General features: G+C 58.9%; 29 protein-coding genes and 1 pseudogene. 10 read left to right on the top strand and 20 right to left on the bottom strand.

Annotation, left to right across the window (positions count from 1 at the left end):
* Positions 1-58: 58 nt before the first annotated feature.
* The 5 genes and pseudogenes from M3N55_RS12375 (at position 59) to M3N55_RS12355 (ending at position 3,929) form a co-directional block, all read left to right on the top strand.
* The gene (locus tag M3N55_RS12375; RefSeq protein WP_249059532.1) at positions 59-601 is read left to right on the top strand and encodes a recombinase family protein; all 543 of its coding nucleotides are present in this window, start codon (positions 59-61) and stop codon (positions 599-601) included.
* Positions 602-604: 3 nt separating this feature from the next.
* Entirely contained in the window at positions 605-2,821 is a 2,217-nt protein-coding gene (recD2, locus tag M3N55_RS12370; RefSeq protein ID WP_249059531.1) for an SF1B family DNA helicase RecD2, read from the top strand.
* A 9-nt stretch (positions 2,822-2,830) separates the two neighbouring features.
* Positions 2,831-3,294 (top strand): annotated as a pseudogene (locus tag M3N55_RS12365) (DUF1810 domain-containing protein).
* Positions 3,295-3,411: 117 nt separating this feature from the next.
* Positions 3,412-3,633: a type II toxin-antitoxin system CcdA family antitoxin gene (locus M3N55_RS12360; protein WP_249059520.1), complete on the top strand. Its 222-nt coding sequence runs from the start codon at positions 3,412-3,414 to the stop codon at positions 3,631-3,633.
* Complete coding sequence (locus M3N55_RS12355; protein ID WP_249059519.1) at positions 3,633-3,929, top strand: CcdB family protein; 297 nt, start codon at positions 3,633-3,635, stop codon at positions 3,927-3,929. The genes M3N55_RS12360 and M3N55_RS12355 overlap by 1 nt, the downstream gene beginning before the upstream one ends.
* A gap of 263 nt (positions 3,930-4,192) precedes the next feature.
* Here the strand turns inward: M3N55_RS12355 and M3N55_RS12350 are convergent, their stop codons facing one another.
* Positions 4,193-5,005, bottom strand: a complete 813-nt coding sequence (locus M3N55_RS12350; protein ID WP_249059517.1) for a hypothetical protein — start codon at positions 5,003-5,005, stop codon at positions 4,193-4,195.
* Between the two features lie 139 nt (positions 5,006-5,144).
* Between M3N55_RS12350 and M3N55_RS12345 the strand changes: the two genes are divergently transcribed.
* The gene (locus M3N55_RS12345) at positions 5,145-5,507 is read left to right on the top strand and encodes a hypothetical protein (RefSeq protein ID WP_249059515.1); all 363 of its coding nucleotides are present in this window, start codon (positions 5,145-5,147) and stop codon (positions 5,505-5,507) included.
* Between the two features lie 37 nt (positions 5,508-5,544).
* Here M3N55_RS12345 and M3N55_RS12340 read toward each other — a convergent pair whose 3' ends face one another.
* Positions 5,545-6,039 (bottom strand): DUF192 domain-containing protein, encoded by a 495-nt coding sequence (locus tag M3N55_RS12340; protein WP_249059508.1) that lies wholly within the window; start codon positions 6,037-6,039, stop codon positions 5,545-5,547.
* 1 nt (position 6,040) lies between these two features.
* On the opposite strand from M3N55_RS12340, the gene M3N55_RS12335 reads away from it, so the two are divergent.
* Positions 6,041-6,814 (top strand): hypothetical protein, encoded by a 774-nt coding sequence (locus M3N55_RS12335; protein WP_249059506.1) that lies wholly within the window; start codon positions 6,041-6,043, stop codon positions 6,812-6,814.
* Positions 6,815-6,824: 10 nt separating this feature from the next.
* Here M3N55_RS12335 and M3N55_RS12330 read toward each other — a convergent pair whose 3' ends face one another.
* The 6 genes from M3N55_RS12330 to M3N55_RS12305 all read right to left on the bottom strand — a co-directional run bounded on the left by M3N55_RS12330 (position 6,825) and on the right by M3N55_RS12305 (position 12,105).
* On the bottom strand, positions 6,825-7,085 hold the full coding sequence (locus M3N55_RS12330) for a WGR domain-containing protein (RefSeq protein ID WP_249059505.1): 261 nt from the start codon (positions 7,083-7,085) through the stop codon (positions 6,825-6,827).
* A 413-nt stretch (positions 7,086-7,498) separates the two neighbouring features.
* Positions 7,499-7,714 (bottom strand): WGR domain-containing protein, encoded by a 216-nt coding sequence (locus M3N55_RS12325; protein WP_283163960.1) that lies wholly within the window; start codon positions 7,712-7,714, stop codon positions 7,499-7,501.
* A 2-nt stretch (positions 7,715-7,716) separates the two neighbouring features.
* A complete protein-coding gene (locus tag M3N55_RS12320; RefSeq protein WP_249059503.1) occupies positions 7,717-8,322 on the bottom strand; it encodes a tyrosine-type recombinase/integrase in 606 nt (201 codons plus the stop codon).
* Positions 8,323-8,418: 96 nt separating this feature from the next.
* Positions 8,419-9,270, bottom strand: a complete 852-nt coding sequence (locus M3N55_RS12315) for an AAA family ATPase (protein WP_249059501.1) — start codon at positions 9,268-9,270, stop codon at positions 8,419-8,421.
* A 156-nt stretch (positions 9,271-9,426) separates the two neighbouring features.
* On the bottom strand, positions 9,427-10,677 hold the full coding sequence (locus tag M3N55_RS12310) for an IS256 family transposase (RefSeq protein ID WP_249059492.1): 1,251 nt from the start codon (positions 10,675-10,677) through the stop codon (positions 9,427-9,429).
* Between the two features lie 72 nt (positions 10,678-10,749).
* A complete protein-coding gene (locus M3N55_RS12305) occupies positions 10,750-12,105 on the bottom strand; it encodes a Mu transposase C-terminal domain-containing protein (protein WP_249059490.1) in 1,356 nt (451 codons plus the stop codon).
* A gap of 183 nt (positions 12,106-12,288) precedes the next feature.
* Here M3N55_RS12305 and M3N55_RS12300 point away from each other — a divergent pair.
* Positions 12,289-13,046 (top strand): IS5 family transposase gene (locus tag M3N55_RS12300; protein ID WP_249059488.1). Its coding sequence is split into 2 segments (ribosomal slippage): positions 12,289-12,625 and positions 12,625-13,046, totalling 759 coding nucleotides; the frame shifts between segments, so codons are not numbered across the junction.
* Between the two features lie 44 nt (positions 13,047-13,090).
* Positions 13,091-13,672 (top strand): recombinase family protein, encoded by a 582-nt coding sequence (locus M3N55_RS12295; RefSeq protein ID WP_249059485.1) that lies wholly within the window; start codon positions 13,091-13,093, stop codon positions 13,670-13,672.
* A gap of 82 nt (positions 13,673-13,754) precedes the next feature.
* Here the strand turns inward: M3N55_RS12295 and M3N55_RS12290 are convergent, their stop codons facing one another.
* The 8 genes from M3N55_RS12290 to M3N55_RS12255 all read right to left on the bottom strand — a co-directional run bounded on the left by M3N55_RS12290 (position 13,755) and on the right by M3N55_RS12255 (position 21,063).
* Positions 13,755-14,264: a GNAT family N-acetyltransferase gene (locus M3N55_RS12290; protein ID WP_249059483.1), complete on the bottom strand. Its 510-nt coding sequence runs from the start codon at positions 14,262-14,264 to the stop codon at positions 13,755-13,757.
* 3 nt (positions 14,265-14,267) lie between these two features.
* The gene (locus tag M3N55_RS12285) at positions 14,268-14,567 is read right to left on the bottom strand and encodes a type II toxin-antitoxin system TacA family antitoxin (RefSeq protein ID WP_249059482.1); all 300 of its coding nucleotides are present in this window, start codon (positions 14,565-14,567) and stop codon (positions 14,268-14,270) included.
* Between the two features lie 66 nt (positions 14,568-14,633).
* The gene (locus M3N55_RS12280) at positions 14,634-14,843 is read right to left on the bottom strand and encodes a hypothetical protein (protein WP_249059481.1); all 210 of its coding nucleotides are present in this window, start codon (positions 14,841-14,843) and stop codon (positions 14,634-14,636) included.
* Positions 14,844-15,003: 160 nt separating this feature from the next.
* A complete protein-coding gene (locus M3N55_RS12275; protein ID WP_249059480.1) occupies positions 15,004-15,204 on the bottom strand; it encodes a DUF192 domain-containing protein in 201 nt (66 codons plus the stop codon).
* On the bottom strand, positions 15,188-15,949 hold the full coding sequence (locus tag M3N55_RS12270; protein ID WP_249059479.1) for an abortive infection family protein: 762 nt from the start codon (positions 15,947-15,949) through the stop codon (positions 15,188-15,190). The genes M3N55_RS12275 and M3N55_RS12270 overlap by 17 nt, the downstream gene beginning before the upstream one ends.
* Before the next feature lie 9 nt (positions 15,950-15,958).
* Positions 15,959-18,640 (bottom strand): DEAD/DEAH box helicase, encoded by a 2,682-nt coding sequence (locus M3N55_RS12265; protein WP_249059478.1) that lies wholly within the window; start codon positions 18,638-18,640, stop codon positions 15,959-15,961.
* Complete coding sequence (locus M3N55_RS12260) at positions 18,640-20,763, bottom strand: DNA methyltransferase (protein ID WP_249059477.1); 2,124 nt, start codon at positions 20,761-20,763, stop codon at positions 18,640-18,642. Before M3N55_RS12260 ends, M3N55_RS12265 begins: the two co-directional genes overlap by 1 nt.
* Complete coding sequence (locus tag M3N55_RS12255) at positions 20,764-21,063, bottom strand: HigA family addiction module antitoxin (protein ID WP_249059476.1); 300 nt, start codon at positions 21,061-21,063, stop codon at positions 20,764-20,766.
* 686 nt (positions 21,064-21,749) lie between these two features.
* Between M3N55_RS12255 and M3N55_RS12250 the strand changes: the two genes are divergently transcribed.
* Positions 21,750-22,757, top strand: a complete 1,008-nt coding sequence (locus tag M3N55_RS12250; protein ID WP_249059474.1) for a replication initiator protein A — start codon at positions 21,750-21,752, stop codon at positions 22,755-22,757.
* Here the strand turns inward: M3N55_RS12250 and M3N55_RS12245 are convergent, their stop codons facing one another.
* The 4 genes from M3N55_RS12245 to M3N55_RS12230 all read right to left on the bottom strand — a co-directional run bounded on the left by M3N55_RS12245 (position 22,758) and on the right by M3N55_RS12230 (position 26,177).
* Entirely contained in the window at positions 22,758-23,072 is a 315-nt protein-coding gene (locus M3N55_RS12245; protein ID WP_249059472.1) for a hypothetical protein, read from the bottom strand. It abuts the gene before it with no gap.
* Positions 23,069-23,797: a ParA family protein gene (locus M3N55_RS12240; protein ID WP_249059470.1), complete on the bottom strand. Its 729-nt coding sequence runs from the start codon at positions 23,795-23,797 to the stop codon at positions 23,069-23,071. Before M3N55_RS12240 ends, M3N55_RS12245 begins: the two co-directional genes overlap by 4 nt.
* A gap of 499 nt (positions 23,798-24,296) precedes the next feature.
* On the bottom strand, positions 24,297-25,043 hold the full coding sequence (locus tag M3N55_RS12235; RefSeq protein WP_249059469.1) for a hypothetical protein: 747 nt from the start codon (positions 25,041-25,043) through the stop codon (positions 24,297-24,299).
* 75 nt (positions 25,044-25,118) lie between these two features.
* A complete protein-coding gene (locus M3N55_RS12230; protein WP_249059468.1) occupies positions 25,119-26,177 on the bottom strand; it encodes a hypothetical protein in 1,059 nt (352 codons plus the stop codon).
* Positions 26,178-26,298: the final 121 nt, after the last annotated feature.

The following is a 26,298-nucleotide window of genomic DNA, read 5'->3' as shown; positions in this document are numbered from 1 at the left end:
GGTTGACCTGGACTAAACCCCCTGACAAAACCAATCAGGTTTTGGGAGGATTTTGTCCATGATTTTAGGGTATGCCCGGGTCTCGACCCGGGACCAGAACCTCGACGGCCAACGCGATGCCCTCGCGGCCGCCGGGGCGGAACGGGTTTTCGCAGACACGATCACCGGGACCGCCCGGGCCCGGCCCGAGCTGGACCGGCTCCTCTCTGAGCTCCGATCAGGTGACGTGGTCGTTGTCACGAAATACGACCGTCTCGCCCGGAGCCTGAAGGACTTGCTCGAAATCGTCGACCTGATCCAGGCGCGCGGCGCAGGGTTCCGGTCCCTCGGGGAAGATATCGACACCACCACCCCGGCCGGGCGGTTGGTGTTTCACGTTTTCGCATCAATCGCGCAGTTCGAACGGGAACGGATCGTCGAGAGGACGAAGGAGGGTCTGGAGGCGGCCCGGAAACGGGGCCGGGTCGGGGGGAGGCCCCCTGCACTATCGCCCGCCCAAAAGGCTGAGGTGAAGCGCATGCGCGACGAGGAGCGCCGACCCATCCCGGAGATCGCCGCGCTGTTTAATGTCAGCGATAAGACGATCCGGCGCGTGGTGTGAGCGATGACCGGCGCAGGGCCTGACAGCACGACCGAGGTCCTCGCCGGGCTTGTGGAGCGGGTCACCTTCCACAGCGAGGAGAGCGGGTTCTGCGTCCTGCGGGTCAAGGCGCGGGGGCACCGGGACCTGGTGACCACCGTCGGACACGCGGCGATGATCTCCGCCGGGGAGTGGGTCACCGCATCGGGGACCTGGGTCAACGACCGGACCCACGGGCTCCAGTTCAAGGCCCACTTCCTGAAGACCTCCGCCCCCTCCAGCCTTGACGGGATCGAGAAATACCTCGGCTCGGGCATGATCAAAGGGATCGGGCCAGTCTACGCCAAGAGACTGGTGAAGATGTTCGGCAAGGACGTCTTCGACGTGATCGAGGCGGACCCAGACCGTCTGCGCGAGGTGGACGGGATCGGCCCCAAGCGGGCCGACAAGATCACCTCCGGGTGGGCCGATCAGAAGGTGATCCGGGAGATCATGGTGTTCCTGCACCAGCACGGGGTTGGCACGGCCCGGGCCGTGCGGATCTTCAAGACCTATGGGACCGACGCGGTCCAGGTGATGAGCGAGAACCCCTACCGGCTCGCCAAGGATATTCGGGGGATCGGGTTCCGGACCGCCGACCTGATCGCCGAGAAGCTTGGGATCGAGAAGACCGCGATGATCCGGGTCCGGGCCGGGATCTCCTTTGCACTGACCGAGGCGATGGGGGACGGGCACTGCGGCCTGCCGCGAAAGGCCCTGATCAGCCTGGCCGAAAAGCTCCTGGAGGTCCCACCCCCGCTCATCGAGGGGGCCCTGGCCGAGGAGATCGCGGAGGAGACGGTCACTCCGGACCGGGTGGGCGATGCGGAGTGCGTCTTCCTGACCGGGCTGTACCTCGCCGAGCGCGGGATCGCGGAGCAGATCCAGAGGATCCGATCCGGCCCCCTCCCCTGGCCCGAGATCGACGCCGAGAAGGCGCTGCCCTGGATCGAGCAGAAGACGGGCCTCAGCCTCGCGGAGAGCCAGGCTGAGGCGGTCCGGCTCGCGCTCCGCTCAAAGGTCACGGTGATCACGGGCGGGCCGGGCGTCGGCAAGACGACCATCGTCAACTCGATCCTGCGTATCCTGGCGGCGAAGCGGGTGAACCTGCTCCTCTGCGCCCCGACCGGCCGGGCCGCCAAGCGGATGACGGAAGCGACCGAGCGGGAGGCCAAGACGATCCACCGGCTTCTCGAGTTCGATCCCAAGGCGTTCAGGTTCAAACGGGACCTCGAGAACCCGCTGGACTGTGATCTGCTCGTCGTGGACGAGAGTTCGATGGTGGACGTGATGCTGATGCAGTCCCTGCTCAAGGCGGTCCCGGATCACGCCGCCCTCCTCATCGTCGGTGACATCGACCAGCTCCCCTCGGTGGGGCCCGGCCAGGTGCTCGCTGACGTCATCAGCTCGGGCGTCGTGCCGGTGGTGCGCTTGACCGAGGTGTTCCGGCAGGCGGCGGAGAGCAAGATCATCACGACGGCGCACGCGATCAACGCCGGGCGCATGCCCGACCTCGCCCCACCGGACGGTGAGGCTGATTTCTACTTCGTACCCGCCGCGGACCCGGACCAGGCGGAGTGCCGGATCGTCGAGCTGGTCTCCAGGCGCATCCCGCACCGGTTCGGTTTCGACCCGATCCGGGACATCCAGGTCCTCTGTCCGATGAACCGGGGCGGCGTCGGGGCCCGGTCCCTCAACATCGAGCTGCAAGCCGCGCTGAACCCGGCAGGTGAGAAGAAGATCGAGCGGTTCGGTTGGACCTTCGCCCCCGGCGACAAGGTCATGCAGATCGAGAACGACTACGACAAGGACGTCTACAACGGGGACATCGGCACGGTCGAGGATGTCGATCTGGATGAGGGCGAGCTCGCAGTGAACTTTGACGGGCGAACCCTCACCTTCGTTTTCGGGGAACTCGACACGCTGGTGCCAGCCTACGCGGCGACGATCCACAAGAGCCAGGGCTCGGAATACCCCGCCGTGGTCATCCCGGTGATGACCCAGCACTACACGATGCTCCAGCGGAACCTGATCTACACCGGGGTGACACGCGGGAAAAAGCTGGTGGTCCTGGTCGGTCAGAAGAAAGCCGTAGCGATTGCCGTGAAGAACGTGTCTGGGCGGCGGCGCTGGTCGAAGCTCGATGAATGGTTACGAGATCCCGCGCATAATGACGCCGCACAGCGACGAATATCAGGGTAAGCGAGAGGTATGAGGATGGACGGTCTCGAGCGGTTTCTGTCTGCACAAGACGGGGTCTACAGCACGGCTCTCGCTGAACTGCGCGCGGGACGGAAGCGGACCCACTGGATGTGGTTCATCTTTCCGCAACTAGCGGGCTCGGCAGGTCAGCCATGGCGGAACGCTACGGCATCACCTCCGGGACAGAGGCGCGTGAATATCTCATCCATCCTGTCCTAGGTCCGCGTCTGAAGGACTGCGTGGAAGCGATCATACCGCTGCGGGACTGCTCACTACACGAAATCCTCGGCTCGCCTGACGACCTGAAGTTCCGGTCGTCGATGACCTTGTTTGCGATGGTCGACCCCGAGGATCCACTGTTTCGGGTGGCGCTTGACCGGTGGTGTGACGGGGTGTTGGATCCAGCGACACTTTCCATGCTTGGATCAGATCCGGAAGCGCCAGCTTGGCAGACCCGAGATGCCGCCCGGTAATGCGGGCTACACAGGGTAGACCGCGATGAGCAGCGCAGGCTGTTCGCCGGTGCCATAGCTTTGCCAGAGCCCGAATGTGTGTTATGAATGCGCATTACAACTCCGCAGGAGGCATGCATGAACAAGCGCGCAACCAACCTAACCGTCGACCCGGTGCTTCTGGATGAAGCCCGCGGGTTGAACATCAACCTCTCCGCGACCTTCGAGGCCAGCCTGCGCGAGGCTGTACGCAAAGAGAAGGCCGCGAAATGGCTGGAAGAAAACCGCGCGGCGCTGGAAGGCTACAACGCCTGGATCGAGCAGAACGGCCTGCCACTTGAAAAATACCGGCAGTTCTGATGGCGCGGTTCAGCCTGCACGCCCTGCCTGGCGGTGGCCGGGTGGTGAACCTGCAAAGTGATTTTCTGGACTGGGCCGATACGCGGGTTGTCGCCCCGCTTGTGCCGGTGGGTCAAAGCCCCCCGCCCGCCAGACACCTCAACCCGGTCATCACGCTGGATGACGAGAAATTCGTGTTGATCGTCCAGTCCATGGCGGCGGTGCGCGCCTCGGCGCTCGGGCCTGCGGTGGGTGACCTGTCGGGACACCAGGACGAGATCACACGGGCGGTGGATATGGTTTTTCAGGGATTTTAATCATCTGGAGGCAGGGCAGGATGGTGGCGGTACTTCTTGGGCCGCGACTGGAACGCGCTTCTTCGGTATTGTGATCAACAGGCGTCCCTGGTCGACCGACACAGGGCAGACTGCGATGAGCCGCGGCAGGAGACGGCGCAAATTGCGCTTTATGCGCATTCGGCGCACGCACCTTAACCTCGTATCCCATTGTTAAGATTAACCCTTATCCACGGTGTCAAACTTTCCCTACTGGCGACCGGTGGGGTAGGTTTGACACCCCTCTAGACCGCGATAGGCAGTGTTGCGATGATCGACGGTGCCTTGGGATGCGCGGAGTCTTCGATCAGCCCCCGGATGTGCCCAACCCACTTCGGATGCGCGCGTGCAAGCTGACCGAGTTGAATGATCGCATCCTCGTCCATGAACAGGGCCAGCGCGTCCAAGCCTCTTTCTGAGGGTCTCGCCTTCAAATTGAGAAAGAGCGACCCGCGCGATTCCGGATCACCCACCTCGGCAAGCACGATCGCCGCCAGATCCCGCACTGCGATCTGCCGGTCCGTGAGAAGGGTGTGAAGCTCAAGCGGCTCCACCCCGGAGGAGATGGCCATCCGCAGCGCAGCTTCCCGCAGCGCCTCATCTCTGGAAAGAAGCCCAGATCGGACCAGATCCGCAGGCAGAGGATGGTCGCAAGCGGCGGCGGCCTGCAGGAGGCCCCCGTTTAGGCTTTCGGGAATACCACCCCGACGCAGGATTTCCGTCAAGACCGGTCGCCCCAGAAGATCTCGTACGAGACCCAGCACGGCGCGCTGCTCTGGCAAAGTGCCACCATGTTCAAATCCGAAAAACCGGTTCCAGACATGCATGGCGGCATATTGCCAACCTGTTGGCTGCCGACGCACGATCGCTTCAGCCAGAAATACCGTATCGGTCAGTGTCGAGGTCCGAAACGCCTCGAGGAGTTTTCCGTCATCAAGGTCATCCGGATCAATCGATCTGAATGGAACGGCCGCCTCCGCAACATGGGTAACCGCTTGAGATGGGGCTCTTATCGGTATGCTAAATAGATCGAGTTGTCTTGGGTCCGGGCGGGGCATGTCATGTCCTCAGCCGCATCGGCATCAAAAGAACACACAGGGAACACATGTGTCTACTTGGAAACCCCTGAAAATTTCTTTTTAATCGCGTCAACGAAGGCTTGGACGGTTAACCAAGGGCAACAGGAGATCAACGATCATGGTGAAATTCGAAGAGGTCTGGCGCGATCAGTGCGAGGCCACAGCCACAATCCTGTCCCGATACGGGGAACGCGCCGCACTTGACTATCTGGTCGGAGAGAAACTCCTACATTTCGTCTCGGCCACCAGAGGGCAGCCCGCATTCGCCGCGCAGCTCCCCTCCTTCGTCACGCGCGTGCGTCAGATGTTTCCGCGAGAGGTGATGTTAACCTATCTCACTGAGATGGAAGCCCGTCTGACTGAGGAGAGCCATGAAGTGGATATGGATGATCTCTCTCTTGGGTCTTCCGCAATCAGTGACCTGACCAGCCTGAAGCAGGTCGCAGACCTCCTGCGGGTGGAAAACCTCGGGATTGCATGATCGCCTGAGGCGGCTCCAGCATCCGCCGATATGGACCTCACTCGCCTTCGCAGCCTAGGTTAACTTCGGCCCAGATTGGGGGGATCCGGTCACCAACCTCAATCCCCAGCTCCGCTGAACGACCACCGTTCAGCTCAAGGGCCGCCCGAGCAGCGATCCCGTTCGGACCCGGAACCGGGGTGAGCTCATGCGGCTGTGCGTCATGTTTGATAAACCGAATAATCCCAGTGTCGTCGATGAACAGCATATCTAACGGGATGAGCGTGTTCTTCATCCAGAGGGCGATCGCCCTGCCCGGAGGATAGACGAACAGCATCCCCGCGTCCGGAGCAAGGTCGGTCCGGTTCATCAGTCCGATCTCGCGTGTCTCGGGCGTCGTGGCGACTTCGACGGTAATAGGGATCTCACCCTGCTGGGTTTCGATCGCGAGAGATGTCACATTACAGGTCGGCGTATCGGCGCTGGCGAAAGTAGGCGCGGCGCTTACGATGACGGCGGTCAGAACCGCCCTGCGAAAAAGGTCTGTGATCATTATGCTACGCACTCCGGATCCTGATGGCGCGGCAATAGTCGCGCACCACCCAGGGAATGGAAAGGGCCTCTCTGCCACGACAGTGGAGGCCCTCACGGCGCTTTCACGAGCGCTCCGGATCCTGTGCCTGACCAGCATCGCCGGTGCGGCGGGGGCCGATCCGGCTGACCTAACGCTCACACCGGGTAACCTCGTCGCAGGCCAATACCTCGCCTGGTATGCGCAGGACTGGTGGCAGTGGGCCTTCTCCATGCCCACAGATCAGAGCCCGATCCGGGATGATAACGGCCGCCTATGTGGCGTGAATCAGGGCGGACCAGTCTGGTATCTGGCGGGCGGGTTCGGCTCGGCACGGATCCGCCGGGCCTGCGTCGTTCCGGCTGGGCGTTTCATCTTCTTCCCGATCATCAATACCGTCGTCACGACGATGCCAGGGCAGACCCGCACCTGCGAGGAGGTGCGCGCTGAAGCCACACAGAATAATGATCGGTACGTCCATCTCATGGTCGAGGTCGATGGGGTTAGGATCCCCGATCTCAAGCGGACCCGGATCGCGCCAGAGACCTGTTTCGATCTCGCTGGACGGGCGCCGTCGGCCGTGGAGCCGAGGCCGTTCTATCCGAGCGCCACAGATGGATTCTGGGTCATGTTAGCCCCCCTGTCCCCGGGCGATCACCGAATAGAATTTCGGGCATTCTACACCAATCCTGACACTCCCGGAGGGGATGCGGTCCAGAACATTTCTTATGACATTCGTATTCAGGGCGCGCCCTGAACTAAAGCCCCTAGAGCGCATACCCGCGGCGGCGCTTCTCTTTCGCTAAATCCATCAGCGCGTTTACCGCTATGCCCTCATCCGGATAGGTATCGATCATCTGGCGGCCGCGGGTTCCGATCCGGCCCCAGACGCGGATCAATGATGCGCAGCCAAAAAGATCGCGCTGGACGGACATTTTGTAGAAACGGCGGGCATTCCGGACCGGATCAATCCGCCGCAGGTGCAGATCGGTCGGGAAAACCTCAAATTGGCCGCCGCAGTCCGGCATGATGCACCTCATCTCTATTCGTAGATAATATCAGGTGGTTCGCGGTCGATCCAGCACTTCATGAAGGAAGACCTTGCGGTTTCAGACCCCGATGAGCGCGCGCAAGTTGGGCGCACATCCTTCTCACAGGCGAATATCACTGGGCAAAGATCAGGGAGAAGGCCTTATGATACGATCTCGCCCTCCTACCGGTATCCACCTCCATAAGAGCTCTTAGCGAGGCGGATCGTTCGGGTGGGCGCTAATGGACACCGCAGATCGCAAGGTCCGCAACAAACGATCCGCCAACCAATTGGTGGGCTCCTCCCCAAGCCCACCCACTGGTAATCACGAATATGTGATGCAGCCTCTAGAAGTCAAATAAGCCATGTCAGAGCCACGACTGACTTCTGCTTTTTCCATGTGGCAGAAGATCAATCATAGCCCCGCTTCGCCTTCTGCATCTGGATGTTGAACCGCGCAGTCTTCGCGGCGGCTTCGGTGTCGAACCAATCGACCCGAACCTGGCCAGCCTGGCCGCTCCGGCCCCACTCTCGAATGAGCGACCAGTCCCCAAAAAGGCCTGGTACAATTTCCATCCGGTAGAATCGGCGCGCATTGCTGGGTGGGTCGATCCACGTTAGGTCCATCTTTACCCCCACATCCGCGCTGCAATATATTGTTCTTCTTTCCCGACCGCATCCGCATAGATCGCGGTGGTACTGAGCTGTGCATGGCCGAGCCAGCGTTGGAGCATATGCAGCGGGACACCCTGGACAGTGGCGTGAACGCCGAACCCGTGCCTGAGGCCCTTCGGGCTGCGATGCGGCGCATCAGGAAGTCTGGCCTCGATCATAACCCGTTTCACGATCTGCCAAACACGCACGCGGCTCAAGGGCCAGATCGGCAGAGCTGATTTCTTACGAGACGCTTGGGACTCGCGCACGCCATGGGCGGTGTTCAGCGTATCGAGGAACTCGGGCGGGACCGGCACGGACCGGAACACGATCTTGGCGCTGCCAGAGGCATCCTTGCGTTTCTTCAGAGACCTGACCGCAATGGTCCCGCCGGAGAGATCAACCCGGGCTGGTGTGATCTCCAGGAGCTCGGACGGGCGGCACCCGGTCCAGTGAAGCGCTTCACACAGGGTTCGGTCGCGGGCGGGCTGGCGCCGGGCCGCGGCGAGGAAGGCTGCGCGCTCTTCGGCGTTCAGATAGAGCCGGTTTCCGGCGGGGTCATGGAGGCGCATTTCAGACATAGTGAACAGTTTACCCGAATACTGTTAAATAGGGAATCCCGAAACACCCCCCCCTGCCTGTGACCGGCACCGATATTTGGCACGGTTTTGGCAACGTTAGTTGGCCCCGATGACAAGCGTGGATCGAGCGGCGTCGACTACGTCCTCGGTGATGGTGGTCATCTCGTTGACGGTGAGGATGCGTTCAATCTGGCTGAACAGGCGCTGGAGCAGGCGGAAGTTTCCGCCGGTGATGCGGGCGACGACCGCGATGGCGCGATCGTCCGTGAAGTCGTCGGCGTTGAGCGCCAGGCCAAGCCTCTTCCAATGGCGGCGGAGCACGAAGGCCAGTTCCTCGCCCTGAAGAGGCTGGTACTCGTGGGCAAAGCCTACACGGCTATAGAGTTGCGGGTAGCGTGAAAGCCGTTTCTCGATCCCCGGCATCCCGATGATGACAAGCCCTATGGGAGCGCGATCGTAAAAGTCGCGCAGGTATTCGAGCGCGGTAACGTTCAGCCGCTCGGCCTCATCCACGATCAACAGCTCTATGGGGGTAATGCACATAGAATCCACCGACGCGTCTTTCAGCGCAAGGCCGGCACTGATGCAGAAGCCCATGCGGACGGCGAGAAAATTCAGGTCGTCCTTTATCTGCTTGAGACCCCCACCGACAGCAGGCGTGTAGAAGACAGTTCGACTACTCGCCGCCATAGTATGGATACGCGCGCCGGACGCATCCCGCGGGCCCCATTCCAAGAGGAATGGCTCGATCCGATTCCAATGGGAATACCGGCGCGCCGACCATGTCTTTCCTACACCTGCGGGCCCAAAGCACAGACCGATCATGCGTTGACGGCGCACTGCGCCTGCGAACTCGACAAAGCGGCGATGCTCGCGGGTTGCGATGAAGCCGGGCATACGGTCGGGACCGCGCAGCGTGCTTATCCAGTCGAACGCGACGGTGGGCATACTCACTCCTCTCGATAGATCTTGAGACGGGGGTGCCGCTGTTTGCGTGGGGATGGGAGTTCTATATCTGCGCTGCCGCGAGCGTCCGGTTTGGCCGAGACGGCAGCGATGCGTTGGTTAATCCCTGAGATATGCGCAGAAGTTGGTGACGCTTGATCAGGCGGCGGTTTGAAGTTGGCGGAGGCCGTCGCGGAACTCAACCCCTTCAATGATTTCAGGCAGGCGGTTCTGGCCGTCGAGTTTGCGCCATTTCTTCTGCGCCGACATCATCAGCTTGAACGCCATGGCCAGACCGGTCTTTCGGCTGAGGCAGCCCTTGGTGCGTTTCGTTCTATGTCGGACGGTGGCGAAGGTGCTCTCGATCGGATTTGACGTCCGGATGTGTTTCCATTGCTCGGCCGGGAAATCGTAGAAGGTCAGCAGCGCATCCCTGTCCTTGACCAGCTTGGCCACCGCCTTGTCCCATTTCACGCCGTAGGTTTCGACAAAGAAATCGAAGGCGGTGTTGGCTTTGGCCTTTGTCTCGGCCTGCCAGATGTCGTGCAGATGTGCTTTCGCCTTGGCCTGCACGGATTTCGGCAGCGCATTGAGCACGTTCATGGTCTTGTGGAGCCAACACCGTTGTTCCCTGGTCGTGGCGAACACCTCGCGCAGAGCCGTCCAGAACCCGAGCGCGCCGTCGCCGATCGCCAGCTTGGGGTCCTGTTTCAGGCCACGGCGTTTGAGATCGAGCAGCACCTCGCGCCAGCTTTGTGTGCTTTCGCGGAAGCCGTCGGTCATCGCCAGCAACTCCTTGCGGCCGTATTCATCAGCGCCCACTATCACCAGAACACATTGTTTTTCCTCAGCCATCCGCGGCTTGAAGTAGACCCCATCGGCCCAGATGTAGAGAAACCGCCGCGCGCCAAGATCGCGTTTCTGCCAAGCCTCATAATCCGTCCACCAGTCAGCCTTCAGCCGCGTGACGGTCTTGGCGGACAGGCCCTTGGCGTTCGGGCCAAGCAACGCCTCCAAGGCTTCCGTGAAATCGCCGGTCGACACACCCTTGAGATACAGCCACGGCAGCAGCTCCTCGACCGACTTTGCCTTGCGCAGATACCGCGGCAGGATGCTGGGCGTGAACGTGACATTGTTGTCGCCAGCACCCCGATCTCGCACACGCGGCACCGTCACGGCAACAGGGCCGACCCCGGTCAGAATTTCCCGCTCCGGGAGATGACCGTGGCGCACCAGCCGGGCACGGCCGTCTTCCAGCTTATCGTCGGCGAACGCGGTCAGCAGCGTGGCCAGTTCCGCCTCGATCGCCTGCGCGATCAGCTTGCGCGCCCCGTCCCGAATAATCTCGGTCAGCGGATCCGGAGAAAATCCGGATGGATCGGGCAGTGTGGCGATGGTATCGTCTGACATGTGGCATATCCCTTTCTCGGCTGAGAATTGACGGCGCTTCGACACCGCCATGATATGCCGCCCCTCAGGGCATCACCAACTTTCGCGCGTTTCTCTAATCCCTGCCCGCAGAGCTCTCCGATGTGCACGGCGAGCAGCTTGTACATCGCGTAGGGACACGGTCTGATCCGCGTGCTCGGCGTTGATGGCACGACACAGGAAGCGATCGCGGTGGTAGACTTGGATTTCAGCCACGTCGCGCGGATCGTGGCGGATGGTGACGCGTTCTCCCACGAAAGCGGCGAGCGTAGGATCGAGGTAGCGCAGCCCGCCGAAACGGATGCCGTCGCGCCCGACCACGCGGGGGCGCGCGACCAGAACGAGCAGTTCATCAAGATCTTCAAGCCGGTCGGGCATGCGCGGTAGCCAGCCATCCGAAGTCCAGGCGGCGTTTGGGGTCGCGCCGGTCGCAGGGTGGGGCCGTGTGTTGTAGTTCTCAACGATGAACGCGCGAACGGCGGCGTCAAGGTCGCTGAGCGTCAGGCGCGGCGTGGTTACAGGCTTGCCACCCACGAGGCGACCGGGGAGGTCAGTCAGCAGTTCAGTGTTGATGGTTCCGAAGAGGCGCTCGATTTTCCCCCGCCCTTGGGGGCGGGCAACGGTGGAATGTACGAGGCGCATCCGCAGGTCTACAGCCACCTGTACGATATGCGTGCTGGTGAAGTCGGTCCCGTGGTCGACATAGAGCACGTCAGGAATTCCGCAGACCGGCCAGTCCGGATCACCCTTGCGCCAGATGGCTTGCCGCAGCGCAAGCGCGGTGTTTATTGCCGAAGGCGCGTCGGTGAGTAGGCTGTACCCCGCGATGGCGCGGGAATGGTCATCAAGGACCAGTGTCAGCCAAGGGCGCAGTGGTTGCCGACCCGGTGTCACGACAAGAATGTCCAGTTCGGTGTGGTCGCACTGCCAGAGCGCGTTGGGCCGCTTGGCTCGGTGGCGGTGGATCAGCTCGTAGCGGTCCCTGTAGGCGGCCGGTCCATGATGTGCGAGCGTGCGCATCGCCGGATCGAGGGAGGCGATGATCGCACGCACCGTGCGTGGGGCAGGAACTGGCCACCCCCGTTCCGGGGCGATCTCCAACAAGCGCCGGTGGATCGTGGCGGCCGAAGGCGGCGGTCGGGCGAGCGCCATGCCCTCCACCATTCGCACCAGGTCTTCGGGCAATCGGCGCCGGCTTCGGTCGGCTCTCTCCTTCCGGGCAAGGCCCGCCAAGCCGTCTTGCCGGAAGTGTACGAGCCAGCGCCGCGCGGTACGGATAGGTACGCCCGCCGCCTCGGCCGCACGCGCGAGCGGCACGTTGTCCTCCAGATGAGGGCGCAGGACCTCGAAGCGGATTATGGCCTCAGTCCGCCCGTTGGCGGGCAAGGAAACGTCGGTTTGTTTGCCCATGGCGCACCACCTCCCTTCAGATTGAAGAATAACGGATCTGCGAGTAAGAAAACACAGTAAATCAATCTACGTCAGGAAACGATATGAACAAACGAGTTCCTTACCCATCTACTAGGGTCTGTGGACATTCAGGATTCCCAACCTGCCTGATTTCTGATTCAAGCTTCCAAAATGGAGGTTTGAATGAATGAAGAGCGGTTTGTGTTGACAGATGAGGTCTGGGTCCTTCTTGCGCCACACTTGCCTGGCAAGCAGGGCGATGCAGGTGCGACGGGCAAGGATAATCGTCTGTTTCTGGAAGCAGTTCTATGGCGTGTGCGGACTGGGTTACCGTGGCGTGACCTGCCTGCTGATTTCGGCAACTGGAACAGCGTTTTCCGACGGTTTCGCAGATGGGCTGAGAGTGGCGTATTCGAACGAATTTTCAAAGAAATCAGCGGCACTCCCGATTTCGAATACGCAATGATCGACGGCACGATCGTTCAGGCTCACCAAAAGGCGAGCGGCGCAAAAGGGGGACTCAAAATCAAGCCATCGGACGCTCGCGTGGCGGATTGACCACCAAGATTGTTGCTTTGGTCGACGCGCTCGGAAACCTGGCCAACTTCGTTCTTCTGCCCGGTCAGGCTCACGACATGAAGGGCGTGGAACCGCTCATCGATGGCATGGCCTTCGATGCTCTCTTGGCCGACAAAGCGTTCGACACCGATTGGCTCCTCGCAGAACTCGATGCGCGCGGTGCCAGCGCGATTATCCCACCAAAAGCGAACCGCAAGTTCCTACGCGATTATGATAAACATGCCTACAAGTGGCGGCACTTGATCGAAAACTTCTTCGCAAAGATCAAGGAATTCAGAGCCATAGCAACCCGATACGAAAAGACAGCGTCTAGCTATGCTGCCAACTGGCATCTCGCAGCTACCATCATCGCTTCACGATGAATGTCCACAGACCCTAAGTTCCGCCGATGTGAACGGCGCCTCCCATGCTGATCGGATACGCGCGGGTGTCCACACATGACCAGAACCTCGATCTGCAACACGACGCTCTTGAGGCCGCGGGCTGTGAACGGGTAATCGTCGACAGGATGTCCGGTGCGGCCTCCGCCCGTCCGGGCCTCGTGCAACTCAAGGACATCCTCCGTGGAGGCGACACGCTCGTCGTTTGGCGACTTGACCGGCTCGGCCGGTCGCTCAAGGACCTCATTGCCTGGGTCAGCTACCTCGACGAGCACGAGATCGGCCTGCGCTCCCTGCACGAAGCGATCGACACCACGACGCCCACCGGCAAGCTGACCTTCCACATCTTCGGTGCACTAGCAGAGTTTGAGCGCACCCTGATCCGCGATCGGACCCAAGCCGGCCTCGCAGCCGCCCGGGCCCGGGGACGAACGGGTGGACGCCGCCCCGCGCTCAACGCAGACAAGCGCGCCCTCGCCGTACGTCTATACAACGAACGTCAGACGCCCATCAGCCGGATCTGCGCCATGATGGGGATTTCAAAGCCCACCCTCTACAGCTACGTCCGCGCAGCCAACGGTGTCACCGAAGGCCCAACAGCCAAATAGCGGTGCCAATAACGCGTCAGATAGCGATGCCGGTCACACAACATGATCGGGAAACATCAGGTCCCAACGACTCCCAGAGACTTCAGGCACTGCTTTCACGCAGAGAGGCTGCGATGTCGCCGATCGATCGGAATAGGACTATGGGATCGTCTCTAGACACCTCAAACCCGCGCCGCTTCCAAAACGCAGCCGCGTCCCCATCTACGGCGTTAACGATCAGGGCCCTGCCCCCAATCAAGGCGGCCGCCTCAACGCATCGTTGAAGGGCATGCTTCACAAGACCGGTCCCAATCCCCAGCCCCGCCCACCCAGCATCTGTCGCAAGCTGGCCGAGCAGGATGCAGGGAACCGGGTTTGGGGGCTGGCCCGTCCGGATCGCGCGGGGCAGCGCGGCGGGAACTATGGCCATCGGCGCGAGGCCGTAGTAGCCGACCACGCGTTCGGCTTCGTGAACCACGAGAACGGCTGTGAACCCCTTCTGCTGATTGGACAGCGCACGCGCCTTCAGCCAATGATCCAGAACAGGTTTCCCGCAGGAGAATGCCGAAACGTCATGCGCCGCGGTGAGCGGCTCAGGGGCTGACAGGCTCACAGATCATCCCTTGGACGTGTAGCCAGGCTCCCAGGGCGCGGGCCGCTTCAGGTCACGCACCATCTCCGGGACCGGCGCGACAGGGCGCGCCAGCACGTCCATAAACTGAGAGAAGCCTTCCGAGCTCATCCTGATCAACGCCTGCTCCATGACGACCTCCTCGGCCGCTCGCACGGCGGCCTCACGCACGAAGTCGGTCCGGGACCGACCGCGCAGGCCCGCAGCGCGGTCAATCATCGCGACATCCGCCTCGGGCAGACGCATCGAGATCGGGTGGTCCTTACGTTCGGCGGGGCTGATCATGGCGTCTCTCCTTGATAGAGATATGGCCCGCTGTAGCGCAAAACGCAATACAACCTTCTGTGGGCCTCACGCCGCCTTCGGGCTCCGTTTAAAGAACAGAGCCTGCCATCCGGCGACGCTCGCCTCGTCCAGATAGAGAAGACCCGCAACGTCTTCCGTGCTCAGCCCTTCCGCTAGCAGGAGCAGGGCATTCGCCATCCGTGCCTGAATAATCGCTGGATCCTTAGCGGTCAGGGTTTTCAACAGGGTTTCGCGGTCATGTTCAGAGAGGTGCATCTGTGAATCTGGTCGTGGTTGACGGGGCGGCCTATCTGTCACGCCTGTCTATGGGATGCAACGCGCCCGAGGCGGCTGAGCCGGACCGCTGTGGTGAACCGCATCGCCCGAACAGATGCGTTGAGTGAGAGGTTCTCCGGCAGGCGGTTCCGGTTCCGCGTTAGGAACCTTCGCAGCCCTCCGCCCAGATGGGCTGAACCCGGTCCCCGACCGCAATCCCAAGCTCTTCCGCCCGTCCACCGTTGATCTCAAGGGCCGCCCGCGCCGCGATCCCTGTTGGAACCGGAACCTGGGTGAGGTCGTTCGGCTGCGCCTCGTGTTTGATGAACTGGATAACCCCCGCGTCATCGATGAACAGCATGTCGAGCGGGATCAGCGTATTCCTCATCCACAGGGCGATGGCCCGGTTCGGCGGGTAGGCCGGAAAGGATTCGTCGCACATCATCTGCGATCAATGGGTCGATGTCGGAGCGGTCAGGGGACAGACCAAGCGGCTGCTTCACGGCATTGTAGAGCCCCTGCACGTCCTTCTTGGCTGGAAGCGGCTGCCCCAGCTCGATGAGGATCGACCGGCACACGCTCTCGACCGTGCTGCACGCGGCGGTGACGGCATCCTCGGGGTCGGTCTGGCTGCTGGCAAGGGCGCGGTCCAGATCGCGGCTCACCGTGTCGAAGTCGATCACCTCTGACAGCCCGGCCAGCTCCGCCAGGACAAGGACATTCTTGCCCGCCTCGACAAGCCGCATCCGCCCGCCCTGCTGCTGAAGCTCGAAGCCGTCGAAGCGCAGCGAGCGGTTGAGATGGTCGAGCACGGCGGTATGACGTTCGGGCTCTTGGGTGAAGTCGCGGGGGTCTGCGGCTGCCTCGATGATCCTCGGGAGCACCTGCTCGGCCTCGAAGCCGTTGTTGAGATTTATCAGGCACTCCACCAGGGAGGGCACGCGAGAGCCGTTCACCGTGAAAGCGACGTTGCAGGCACGCATGAATTTCTCGATCTTCGGCCCGCTGCGATAGATGCCGATGGGAGGCGTCGTGTCGTTGCCCCCGCCGCCGCTGATGATGTCGGCGATGGCGTCGACGCTCTGGGACGATAGCGGGAAGGGCAAGATTTCTGCCTACCCCTTATACTCAACGAAGCTTGAAGAAAGCTGACTGAATGATTTTGGTTTGTATTTTTCAAAGCTTTCTTCATCAACATAGACGAAATCGAAGTGCACTTCGGATTGCGCAGAGTTGATGTCTTCGCACCATTGCCGCAAGCGCTCCATCTTCAATGGCACATCCAGGTCTTCCTGACCCTTTGTTTCGACGATGAAGACACGGCTATTTTTGAGCTTGACGATGAAATCCGGGTAGTAGTTCGAGATGCTTCCATCAGCGTTCACATAGTCAATCTTGAAGTGAACCGCGAAGTAGTTCTTGGCGTATGCCTGAACCTCGTTACAGCCCTCAAGAAAGCTTGCGAACCGAAGTTCAAGATGACTATCGCCAATCACACGGTTGAAGAGGCTGCGTTTCGGGACGATGTAGCCTTGCTCTTTGACGACAAAGGGACGGGTGTTCCGTAGCTTGATGGTATCGCGGATTTCTGCGTCGCCTCGGTCTTTCACAGTCAGGGCGTTGATGGCCTTCTTGAAGCTCTCCAAGATGGTCTTCGTCGCGGCTAGCTCTGACAAGTTCCGCAGCGTATTGGCACTTTCAAGGTCAATGGTCGTCCCGAACAGATGGTCTTGAACAAAGGACTTCACCTTGCCATAGAGAACGTCATAGCCACTGACCAAGCGCAAATCATCCATAATGGTCTTGGTGAAGTAGCCGATGACACTTCGATAGTCAGCAATGCCCGCGGTATCGAGGACAGTTGTATGCGTCACCACGCCGGTCGTGATGTCCTTGAAGACAATCTCGCGCTGCTCTTCCTCGCTAAAACTTTGGTAGATAACATTCTGATGGCTGAACGAGGACACATCAAGGTCGGCTAGGTTCTTGTATTCTCGGTAAATCCGGGGGGTCAGAACTGGGATTTCGATGTCGAGCGAATCTAGGTCTTTGTCTGGGTCTTCTTTATCCACCTCCACGACAATCGGCGTCTTGGGCTTGGTGCCTGACCCCATGGGTTTGCGTTCAAGCTCGACGCCCTCGGCTTGGATGGACTCGACAAACTCCATAAAGGCGTCGGTGCCGACAACGCTCAAATATTCCTCGACACCGCCGGGGTACATCTTCCGCAGGCCGCGACCCAAGGTCTGCTCGGGCAGGATGTTGCTCTGGGCACTGTATGCGCGCAGCCCGACAATCGTTGTCACATTGCGCACATCCCAGCCCTCTTTGAGCATCAGGACGGATACAACTGCCTTGTAGGGGCTGGTGGGGTCGTCAATTTCATTGGCGTCCTTGCGCAACTCTTCTAGCTCTTCCTTCTTCTTGCCGCTGGCTGCTTTTGAAAGCTCGCCGTTTGCCTTGGTGTGAATGACCAGGACCGAGTCCTTCAAATCAGGGTAGGTGCCTTCGAGATAGGCCGCCACATCGTCGCAGTTCTTGGTATCATCGGTCATCACGAAGAGGATGGCCTTCTTGCCCATCTTCTGGTGCTCTTCGTAAGCTTTGCGCCATTCGATAACGCCAAGGTCAAGATAGTCGGCGTATTTCTCTGTGTATTTCGCGCTCTGGCGCTCGGCCAACTTCGCTCGGCTTGCCGCGTCGGGCAGGACCGGGTGCTTCACCACATTCTGCGAAATCGCCTCGACCAACGGGTAGTCGGCCACGGTCTGGACGAAGATTGCGCCGTTGTTGTGCTTTGGCGTAGCCGTGACATCGACCTGTAGTGAGAGGCCAGAGCCTTTCTGGACCAAGCGATTGTGGATGTCCTCAATCGACTTGAACCAGGCTAGACGTGAATCGTGGATATGGTGCGCCTCATCGTTCAGCACCATCAGCTCGTCGATGTCCCGGACAATCATCCCAAGGTCTACCTTGGAGTCGGTTGTCCCGCCCGTAGGCCGCTTCCCCAGAAAGAAATCCATCGTGTCGTCGTCGTCAGCGGTCGGGGGAATGTCCTCGCCCGCATAGACGCGGTGGATGTTGGTCAGGAAGATGTTGCCGGTCGGCTGGGTGACGCGCACCTCATCTTGAAGGTGAAGCGTCAATTGGAAGTCGTCGTGCCAGTTCCGGCCATCGAACCCATTGTCGGGGATAACCGGGTCTTCGTAGAAGAGTCGTAGTCCCTCAAAATCCTTATAGATGCGGTCGAGCACGATGATATTCGGCGCGATAAGCAGGAAGTTTCGGGCCAGCTCGCTATCCGGCTCGTAAAGCTTGTGGAAATAGCCCCACGCCAGAGCAAGGCTTAACACCTTGGTCTTGCCTGCGCCGGTCGCCATTTTTACGACATAGCGCCGCCAGGTCTCGTCGAACATACTGGCCGATACAGCGCCAGAGCTGTCGAAGCGCATCAGGTCAGACTTGTCCTTCGCGCCCATGACGTCATAGAGATAGATGATGGTTTCCAGCGCCTCACGCTGTGAGAAGAAATACTTGAACTCGGCCATGTTGCCATCGGCCTGCGGCAACAGGTGCGGGGTGTTGAACCACCAATTCAGCAGGCTTTTGCTCGTGTCGGACGCGCCGACATAGCCGCTATCGCGAAACTCCTTCACCTTGACGCGCAGCGCCGCGACCAGCGGCGGCATGAGTTTTTCCATACCGGTGTCGCGCAACGCCTCGTCCGCCGGGAACCAGCGGATGGTCGGGTCAAGAATTTCGTGCGGGGAGTCGGGGAAATCGGGGTGAAGCGCCATCAGTTCGACCCTCCGACATTCACATCCACAATCGTCATCGTGTCGTTCCCGAAGATATCCACGACCTTGACCGCAATCTTGCGCCGTCCTGGCGCGCATTCGTGGAACACGCTTTTCAGTTCAAGCGAACGGTCCTTCTTTGTGCGGAAAGATTGCCACTCGTTTTCAAAGATGTAGTCGCCCGTCCATTGCTCTTCCCATTCCCCGGTATCAGGGTCCTCGACGCGGACGATTTCGCGCTTGCTTTCAAAGTCGAAATCCACGGACCAGTAGTCAATCCAGTCGGTCCAGGTCTCGGTCAGTTGCTCACGGGTCAGGATGCCATCCTTGTCTTTGCTGACCTTGATGATTTGGCCCTTCTCGACGACGATTTTGCTCGCCTTGTTCTTCAAGGTCGCTTCGGCGTGGGCGATGGAGTCCTGCGAGTAGAAGACCGAGAAATCAGTCAGCTCTACCGCTACGGTATTGCCCTTGAAGTGCGGGCGGACCTCGATGAACGACACATCGTGGAAAACCACCTGGTTGCGCTCCACCGCGCGTTTATCGAACACATCGCGAGGGATATACTTCGGCGCGATGTCGATGCCTTTCTCGCGGGCCTCGTCTAGCACATTCGGGAACAACCCCATCTCGAACTCGAAGCCGAGAATATCGACCTTGGTTATACGCTTCTTGCGGCATTCTAGGATTATTTCCTCAACGAACAGCCGCGAGACAGGCATGTTCACCGGGCCAATTGCGACGAGCCGTCCCGCGCGCTTGCCATGAAAGCTGGCAAAACCATCTGTCCTTTCGGCGCGGTAGGCGCGCAAGATAAGGTCTAGAAAAGCCTGCTCTCGCGCTTCAAGTTGCTGCTGGCGCTGCTCTTCGCGCAAATCAGTGTTGACGCCAACATAGTGCTGGCGCTCGTACTTGCCGAGGTTCAGGATTTCGAAAGCGCGATAATCTTTTCCTTCCGCCTTCAAAGCGCGTTGAACAGCGATCATTCGTTTGCGCGTGGTGTGAACGGCGAACTTCCCAAGGTCCGACAGTATCCACTTCCTATCATTCTGCTCGGCTACACTCGCGACTGTCCCTGAGCCTGCGAAGAAATCTGCGACGACATCACCAGGACATGAGGAAGCTAAGATTATTTTTTTGATAAGTGCTTCTGGTTTTTGAGTTGGATATCCTATTCTTTCAGGACTATTGCTCATACTGCCAGTCTCCCAGAGGGAGTTTTCCAAGATTTCTTCCCTTATTTCATAAATTATTTTTCCATTTTCATCCCGCACCATGTCGGCCTTCTTTGTTATGGGATTAAATTTTCGTTTTGCTTGTTTTGCTTGTCCATCTTTTCTCTTTTTAAAGATGTGATTGAACTTGAAGTTTTCACTTTTTGAGAAGCTAAAGATTGTATCGCAAACTTGATGAAATTTTTTTGACCGTGCTTTCAGTCCAGTATTCGCGTAATACCATGTAATTTCATTGCGAAAGTACTGTCCGCCAAAAACTTCATCCAGTAGCAACCTGACATACGCGTTAACGCGCCAGTCGCAGTGAACATATATCGTGCCGTCATCAGCCAGCAGCTCTCTCATTAGAGAAAGTCGCTCATAGAGCATGGCCAAGAATGAATCTGCTCCTTTGCCCCAAGTGTCTCGGTACGCAATTTCTTCAAGAATGTTGGGCCTCTTTGTAAACGTCTCTTCTCCAACCTCGATATCCATTGAAAAATCTGCGCCCACATCAAAGGGCGGGTCAATGTAGATGAGTTTGATACCGCCTTGCCGCTCTATCTCGTCGCGCATCGGGCCACTTTTGAGCGATGATAGGATAAGCTTGTTGTCGCCCCATATCAGTTTGTTGGTCCAGCCTTGAAGCTGGCGACCTCGGTTGTCCATCGCGAATAGGTTGCCTTGCGCCGCCGTGTCCTCGGGCTTCTCGGCGCGTGGCTCATCCACCTGTTCAATCGTTTGGAAAGGCAACACAACATTCGTCACCTCGTTGGTCTTGCCGTTCCAGACAAGCTCGACCTCGCGCTTGTCGTCAAACAGAAGGAAGCGGTACTTGTCAGGCAGGGGCTTTCCTGCCTCGATGAACCGGATGATTTCCTGCTGTTCCTGCTCTGTCAGTCGTGCCATCTATCCCCTGCCCCCTTGTTGTTGTTCGTCGGCGGGCGTGAACGGCTCCACCGTGATCTTGGCCGCCCGTTTCATCACCTGGGCGTAGTCATAATCGAGTTGGCGTTGCATCCAGTCCTTGGCGGGCGTGCCGAAGACCTTCTCAAGCCGCACTGCCATCTCGGGAGACATCCCTGAATGACCGTTGAGGAGATTGCTGAGGGTCTGGCGATCCACATGCAGGATGCGGGCTGCCTTGGTGACTGTCAGCCCGTTCTTTGCAATGCATTCTTTGCGCACCTGAGCGCCCGGATGCCTCATCCTCTTCTGCCCTTCGTTGTTTTGCTGAAAGCATAAGCTGTTCATCGACACTGGTCAATCGAACCGCTGCGCGCGGTGCTGATTAAGGGTTTGAGAAAAAACGCCTCTCCCCCCTGAAAACGAATCACGCTTCCCATAGAGAAGGACAGGATTCGTGATCTCATTCTTCGGAGCCGCCATCGCGATGTCCGACAAGCGACCGGTCTTGGCAGGGGCAACGCCGAAGAGCGCAGCGTGCCTTGCTGCTGGCGAGGCATGGGCGCTAGGACAGCTCTCAGCGAATGGCGCTGTTCGAAGTGCAGAGAGCCGACTCATTCTTTGGTGAGCTTGAGCTCTTGCTTCGGGGCGTTGATAGTGCCGCCGATGGATTTTACCCACCAGGCATCACATGATCGGTAAGTGGCAGGACTTCAGGGCTTTTGGGAAGTTATCCACAGGCTGCGTGTAGTGTTATATATGTGTTAAATATAGTGTTACGGGATTCTGGAAACCTCGCAACGCATTGAAAATAAACGATGAATCGGCTCTATTTTTCGTAATCGGTGGGTAAAACCCCGAATCTTGGTGGGTAAAACCCCGAATCTGGTGGGGCGGTGGGTAAAACCCCGAAACCTGTTGACGGGGGTGTGTGAAACCCCGAATATGATGCCATGGTGTGTGAAACCCCGAACACGAGTCTACCCCTTTTGCCGGATCGGCACCCGCAGCATGACCTGTTCATCTGCGATGTGGCCGATGCGGTGCTCAAGGACGTGATGCAGCACATGGAGCATCCGTTCTACTCGCTGTCGAAGAAGCCCGAGATGGCCGTTCGACGGTATGACCACAACGGCAACTGGGTCGAAATCAAGCCAAGCTACAAGGGCTTGGCGACGATCTACGACAAGGACATCCTGATCTACTGCATCTCTCAGATCATGCACAAACTGAGGGGGGGTGAGGCCGTTTCGCGGCGCGTGCGCATCAACACGCATGACCTTTTGATCTTCACCAACCGAGGAACGGCAGGCAAAGACTATGCGGCGCTTGTCGAAGCGATTGACCGCCTGTCAGGAACTCGGATCAGCACGAACATCCGCACGGGCGATGAAGAGCAATATGACACGTTCGGACTGATCGACGCGGCCTCGATCCGCCGTAAGCATGGGCTGGATGGGCGTCTGCTCTGGTGCGAGGTCGAGCTTTCAAATTGGGTGTTCAACGCGATCCAGGCGCAAGAGGTTCTGACACTTCACAAGGACTATTTTCGTCTGCGCAAGCCGATTGAACGGCGGGTCTATGAGATCGCGCGCAAGCATTGCGGGCGTCAGGCAAGCTGGACGATTGGTCTCGATACGCTGCTGAAGAAGTCTGGCTCGAAGTCGTCTCTCAAGGAGTTCCGCCGTGCCGTGCGACACCTGGTCGATCATGACCACCTGCCCGACTACAACGTCCGCTTCGATGAAGTGTCCGACAACGTAACCTTCACCAATCGGGGCACGCTGCTCGCCTCGGATATTGTCGATGCTGAGCCCCTGCCCCGCGTGCGCCTGAGTGCTGACGTGTATGCCAAGGCGAAGGAAGCCGCGCCAGGCTGGGACGTTTATGTGCTCGAACAAGAATGGCGTGGGTGGATGACCGAAGCCCCGAGAAACCCTGACGCTGCCTTTGTCGGCTTCTGCCGGAAATGGTTTGAGCGGCGCGGCCGCCCCTGATCAGCGGCGCTCGGCTTCGTCCAGAAGGTCTTCCAAACCCTGCCAGAGGGTCAGATTGCGTTCCGCGCAGTAGGCGCGATAGCGGTCGATGATCCGCTTCGGACCAGGAATGGAAACCTTGTCCTGCGGCTCTGTTCTCTTCGGCCCTGGCTTGCGGCGCGTGGATGGCTCGCGGTTCACGAAGCCAAGGTCGTTGCCCGCCTTGAGCGCTTTGCTCAGATCAGGGGCTTCCTGTCTTGGCAGCGATGGTGCCGCTTCTTGTTTGGGAAGCTGAATGCCTCCTCCAAATCCGTATTTGCTGGCCTTTTCGCTCATGCCGCCCTCGCCTTCGTCAGATGGTCGATGACCGTCTGCGCATAGTCTTGGGCGTTCTCGATAGCGGAGATGACCTGCTTGAGCGCCTTGTCAGTGACGGAGGCCGACTTGCCTTCCGTCTCTGCCTCGATGATCGCAGGAAGCTCTGAAAGCAGCACGTTGTCACGAAAGATGCGTGTGTAGGGCGCGCGCTTGGCAATGCGCACGGGCAAGGTGGAGATGTTGTTTTGCTCCATCTCGCTCCGAACATCCCGCTCATCGGTCGTCTGGAAGGCGGCATTCGTTCTGGTGAAGAGAAGTGCGTAGGGAATCCGTGTGCGGATCATGTTGCCAGTCGTCTCGATCAGCCGAACGGCTTGTGCCGCTTGCCGCGCCTCCATCGGAGAGCCGTCCATCGGGATAAGACAGAGATCAGTGCGCGAGAGCGCGTAAGTCACGATCTGATCCTTCGACCCTTCAAGGTCGATGATGAGGTAGTCGGCACTGCCATCGAGGCTGTCGATGAGGGCGACGGTATCCTCAGCTTGCGGACGTGCATGGACGCCGAAAGGCGTAGAGCGCCCTTCAGACTGGCGCGCGTTGAACCAGCCAAGGATGTTGGCATTGGGGTCGAGATCGAGGACGGCGACACGGCCACCTGACAGAGCGATCTGCTCTGCCAGCAACATGGCGGATGTCGTCTTTCCTGACCCGCCCTTCGGATTGGCGAAGGTGATTACGAACATGAGACCAAGCGTGCGCGTATTCGTCTACATTGTCAACTCTAACGTTATCTTTAACTATATCATTAACTCTAACTTTAATGTTATCTTTAACTCTAAAGTTAGAGTTATCGTTCCGGTCCGTCGCGATCCCTATCTCGCTCACGTTCCCTTTTGAGAAACTCCTCAGCCTCTCTTCGCGCCTGGCGTTTCTTGTGCACGCGGATAGCGCGCTCAAGTTTGCGGGCACGTTCAAGCTCCTCTTGGCTTGGTCCTTCGTAATCGGGATCAAGAAAGTGAGGAGACTTTGGTTGCTCAGGCTCGGGGTCATCGGCCCTACGGGCAGTTCTGGCAAACATACCTTTTCCAACGGCGGCATGACACCCGCCCAGAAACTGAAGATGGCCGCGTAAATTCTACGACCGAGCCCCCGTAAAAATGGGGGGATTACCCCGCCGTTTCCGTGCCAACGGTGAATCATGTTCTCGTAACCGCGTCGAGGCAGGACTATTTCAGCGACCTGTTAGAGTTCATCACTCAATATAAAACTCATGTAGTGATCGTAGACACGGGGTAAAGCCCAGTTTGTTGAGGTGCGGCCAAATCCCCAGCCTCTTACGCCACCACCTCTCACAATTTGATGGTGCGGATCGCCCCAAAATGAAGAACGACTTCCTAGCCGTTCAAAAGGAAGATCCTTACAATAGAAGTAGCCATCACTTATAATTAGATCTGGAACAGAGGGATGGGTTGTTCCATTTTTCGAAATAATTCTTTTAATAAGTTGCGGCATGCGTCCAATCGTTCCAGACATTGCATTGAACTTTATCAAGGTCAGCCAAACTATATTTATATCTTGCTTGATGAAGTCATTGTAAAGTTCGAGAGCGTCGCCAACTGTGTAGGTAAAGCAATGGCGTTCGGAAATACCTTGACGGCTAATATATGCCGTGATTAAAAAGTGCGTTCCAGAAAACCGTTTACTTAGATCCAGATTGGGGTGATTTTCGACTATAATATCGCTAATTTTAGTATTGAACTGGTCCCAGAGACTGGCATAGGGCTGCCCCGCTTCAAAGAGGCGGAGCGGATCATCTAAGCCCTCTAAATCAGTGAGCCAGAGGTGAAGGCCTGTTTTTTTATTGGAAGTAAAGTTACTTTCAAGATGCTCGCCGAAACAGTGAGAACTTGGCGCCATTAGCAATATCGGCATTAAGTCATTCCCAGACCCAGGGTACCAATAAATTCGACTGGTGTGTGGAAATGTCATGCTGTTTTTTCCTCTTCTTTTCTTTATTTTATCCGATACGGATTTCAAACATGGCAGTGTGCGACCCCGATATTCTTATCGATTTCTAAGTTTCGATTGATAGCCTTGAGTGATAGTACCCGCATCCGTCAGGTAAGGCGTGATCGCCTCAACCGAGAGGGACAACCCTATTGCGCATCCTCTCGCGGGCCCGAGATCGTCTGATGGCGTGAGTACCAGTCCCTCCCTGCTTGGTCTGACGTCCCAGGTTTCGACGAGGTCCAGCAAATCCTGACAGGACTGACTGGGGTTCGTTGCCGCGAACGCCTCGACCATCAGTTCCCGAAACCCTCTCGCCACCTCTGAATCACCGATTTCTGGTCCCTGTCCGGCATAGGGTCCGAGGTCGTAGAAGGCGTCCTCTCGGATCCATGCGCTCGTGTCGATTTCATCGCCGGTCTCCACATCAAATACACGCCAGTCGACCGCATAACTCGGGCGTGCGCCACCGCAAAAGACATCCTCGACGTCCTCCACCACGATGAACCGGTCTGTTATCCACTCGGGCTGGATCTGGTGCTCCCAGAAGCTTCCCGCCCCAACCTGGAGCGCATCGAGGGTGCAGGCATAATAGGGGGCCTCCTCGGCCGCTTGCGGCAGGGCCTCGGTCAGCCGCGCGTTGATGGCTGCAATCCCGGCCCCGGTGCCGGGAAGACGGAAGGTGGTGACCTCTCCATGCCCGGATGGGTCGATGATACTGACCACCTCATACGGCACCCCATCCATTTCGGCAGGTCTTGTGACAGGATCGGGCAGGAAGATGCGGGGCGCGTTGAAGGCGTCAGAGACGCAAGGCCTGGTGTCAGCCGGCCCGTCTATCGGGGCGAGGGGGACACCTGACCAAAGGTCCGCTGGGGACCTCTCAAGACGGACGGAGCCATCTTCGAGGACGGCTAGGCTGACGATCTGTTCTCGCGCAAGCCTCGGGCTCCATGTCGTGCTGCTCTCTCGGTCCAGAAGTTCGATGTTGTAGTCCTGTGTCGTGTAGATCGCGACGCAGTCGTCGTTGAATGGCTGCCCCGGTTCAGATTGTGCGCACATCCTGATTTCGACGTCACCAACGCGCCCGCCCCAGACACCCCAGACGGCCTCCATGTCCTGCGCCTGGCCCCGTCCAGACCAAGACGTCAAGGCCAGCAGTGTCAGGAGTGCGGTTCCTGCGTGATTTGAATAGCTAAAAATGCTCATGGACGAGGTCTTTCCAAAATGGGCGGTG

This window comes from Roseinatronobacter domitianus (genome assembly GCF_023336755.1).
Lineage (GTDB): Bacteria > Pseudomonadota > Alphaproteobacteria > Rhodobacterales > Rhodobacteraceae > Roseinatronobacter > Roseinatronobacter domitianus.
Note: the sequence above shows the minus strand (reverse complement) of the source record. Positions and strands in the feature narration are given on the sequence as shown.

Bases quoted from the DNA above. Each gene is read 5' to 3' on its own strand.
- M3N55_RS12375 (WP_249059532.1), top strand. From the start codon at position 59: ATGATTTTAGGGTATGCCCGGGTCTCGACCCGGGACCAGAACCTCGAC.
- recD2 (WP_249059531.1), top strand. From the start codon at position 605: ATGACCGGCGCAGGGCCTGACAGCACGACCGAGGTCCTCGCCGGGCTT.
- M3N55_RS12360 (WP_249059520.1), top strand. From the start codon at position 3,412: ATGAACAAGCGCGCAACCAACCTAACCGTCGACCCGGTGCTTCTGGAT.
- M3N55_RS12355 (WP_249059519.1), top strand. From the start codon at position 3,633: ATGGCGCGGTTCAGCCTGCACGCCCTGCCTGGCGGTGGCCGGGTGGTG.
- M3N55_RS12350 (WP_249059517.1), bottom strand. From the start codon at position 5,005: ATGCCCCGCCCGGACCCAAGACAACTCGATCTATTTAGCATACCGATA.
- M3N55_RS12345 (WP_249059515.1), top strand. From the start codon at position 5,145: ATGGTGAAATTCGAAGAGGTCTGGCGCGATCAGTGCGAGGCCACAGCC.
- M3N55_RS12340 (WP_249059508.1), bottom strand. From the start codon at position 6,039: ATGATCACAGACCTTTTTCGCAGGGCGGTTCTGACCGCCGTCATCGTA.
- M3N55_RS12335 (WP_249059506.1), top strand. From the start codon at position 6,041: ATGCTACGCACTCCGGATCCTGATGGCGCGGCAATAGTCGCGCACCAC.
- M3N55_RS12330 (WP_249059505.1), bottom strand. From the start codon at position 7,085: ATGCCGGACTGCGGCGGCCAATTTGAGGTTTTCCCGACCGATCTGCAC.
- M3N55_RS12325 (WP_283163960.1), bottom strand. From the start codon at position 7,714: ATGGACCTAACGTGGATCGACCCACCCAGCAATGCGCGCCGATTCTAC.
- M3N55_RS12320 (WP_249059503.1), bottom strand. From the start codon at position 8,322: ATGTCTGAAATGCGCCTCCATGACCCCGCCGGAAACCGGCTCTATCTG.
- M3N55_RS12315 (WP_249059501.1), bottom strand. From the start codon at position 9,270: ATGCCCACCGTCGCGTTCGACTGGATAAGCACGCTGCGCGGTCCCGAC.
- M3N55_RS12310 (WP_249059492.1), bottom strand. From the start codon at position 10,677: ATGTCAGACGATACCATCGCCACACTGCCCGATCCATCCGGATTTTCT.
- M3N55_RS12305 (WP_249059490.1), bottom strand. From the start codon at position 12,105: ATGGGCAAACAAACCGACGTTTCCTTGCCCGCCAACGGGCGGACTGAG.
- M3N55_RS12295 (WP_249059485.1), top strand. From the start codon at position 13,091: ATGCTGATCGGATACGCGCGGGTGTCCACACATGACCAGAACCTCGAT.
- M3N55_RS12285 (WP_249059482.1), bottom strand. From the start codon at position 14,567: ATGATCAGCCCCGCCGAACGTAAGGACCACCCGATCTCGATGCGTCTG.
- M3N55_RS12280 (WP_249059481.1), bottom strand. From the start codon at position 14,843: ATGCACCTCTCTGAACATGACCGCGAAACCCTGTTGAAAACCCTGACC.
- M3N55_RS12275 (WP_249059480.1), bottom strand. From the start codon at position 15,204: ATGCTGTTCATCGATGACGCGGGGGTTATCCAGTTCATCAAACACGAG.
- M3N55_RS12265 (WP_249059478.1), bottom strand. From the start codon at position 18,640: ATGGCGCTTCACCCCGATTTCCCCGACTCCCCGCACGAAATTCTTGAC.
- M3N55_RS12260 (WP_249059477.1), bottom strand. From the start codon at position 20,763: ATGGCACGACTGACAGAGCAGGAACAGCAGGAAATCATCCGGTTCATC.
- M3N55_RS12255 (WP_249059476.1), bottom strand. From the start codon at position 21,063: ATGAGGCATCCGGGCGCTCAGGTGCGCAAAGAATGCATTGCAAAGAAC.
- M3N55_RS12245 (WP_249059472.1), bottom strand. From the start codon at position 23,072: ATGAGCGAAAAGGCCAGCAAATACGGATTTGGAGGAGGCATTCAGCTT.
- M3N55_RS12240 (WP_249059470.1), bottom strand. From the start codon at position 23,797: ATGTTCGTAATCACCTTCGCCAATCCGAAGGGCGGGTCAGGAAAGACG.
- M3N55_RS12235 (WP_249059469.1), bottom strand. From the start codon at position 25,043: ATGACATTTCCACACACCAGTCGAATTTATTGGTACCCTGGGTCTGGG.
- M3N55_RS12230 (WP_249059468.1), bottom strand. From the start codon at position 26,177: ATGGAGGCCGTCTGGGGTGTCTGGGGCGGGCGCGTTGGTGACGTCGAA.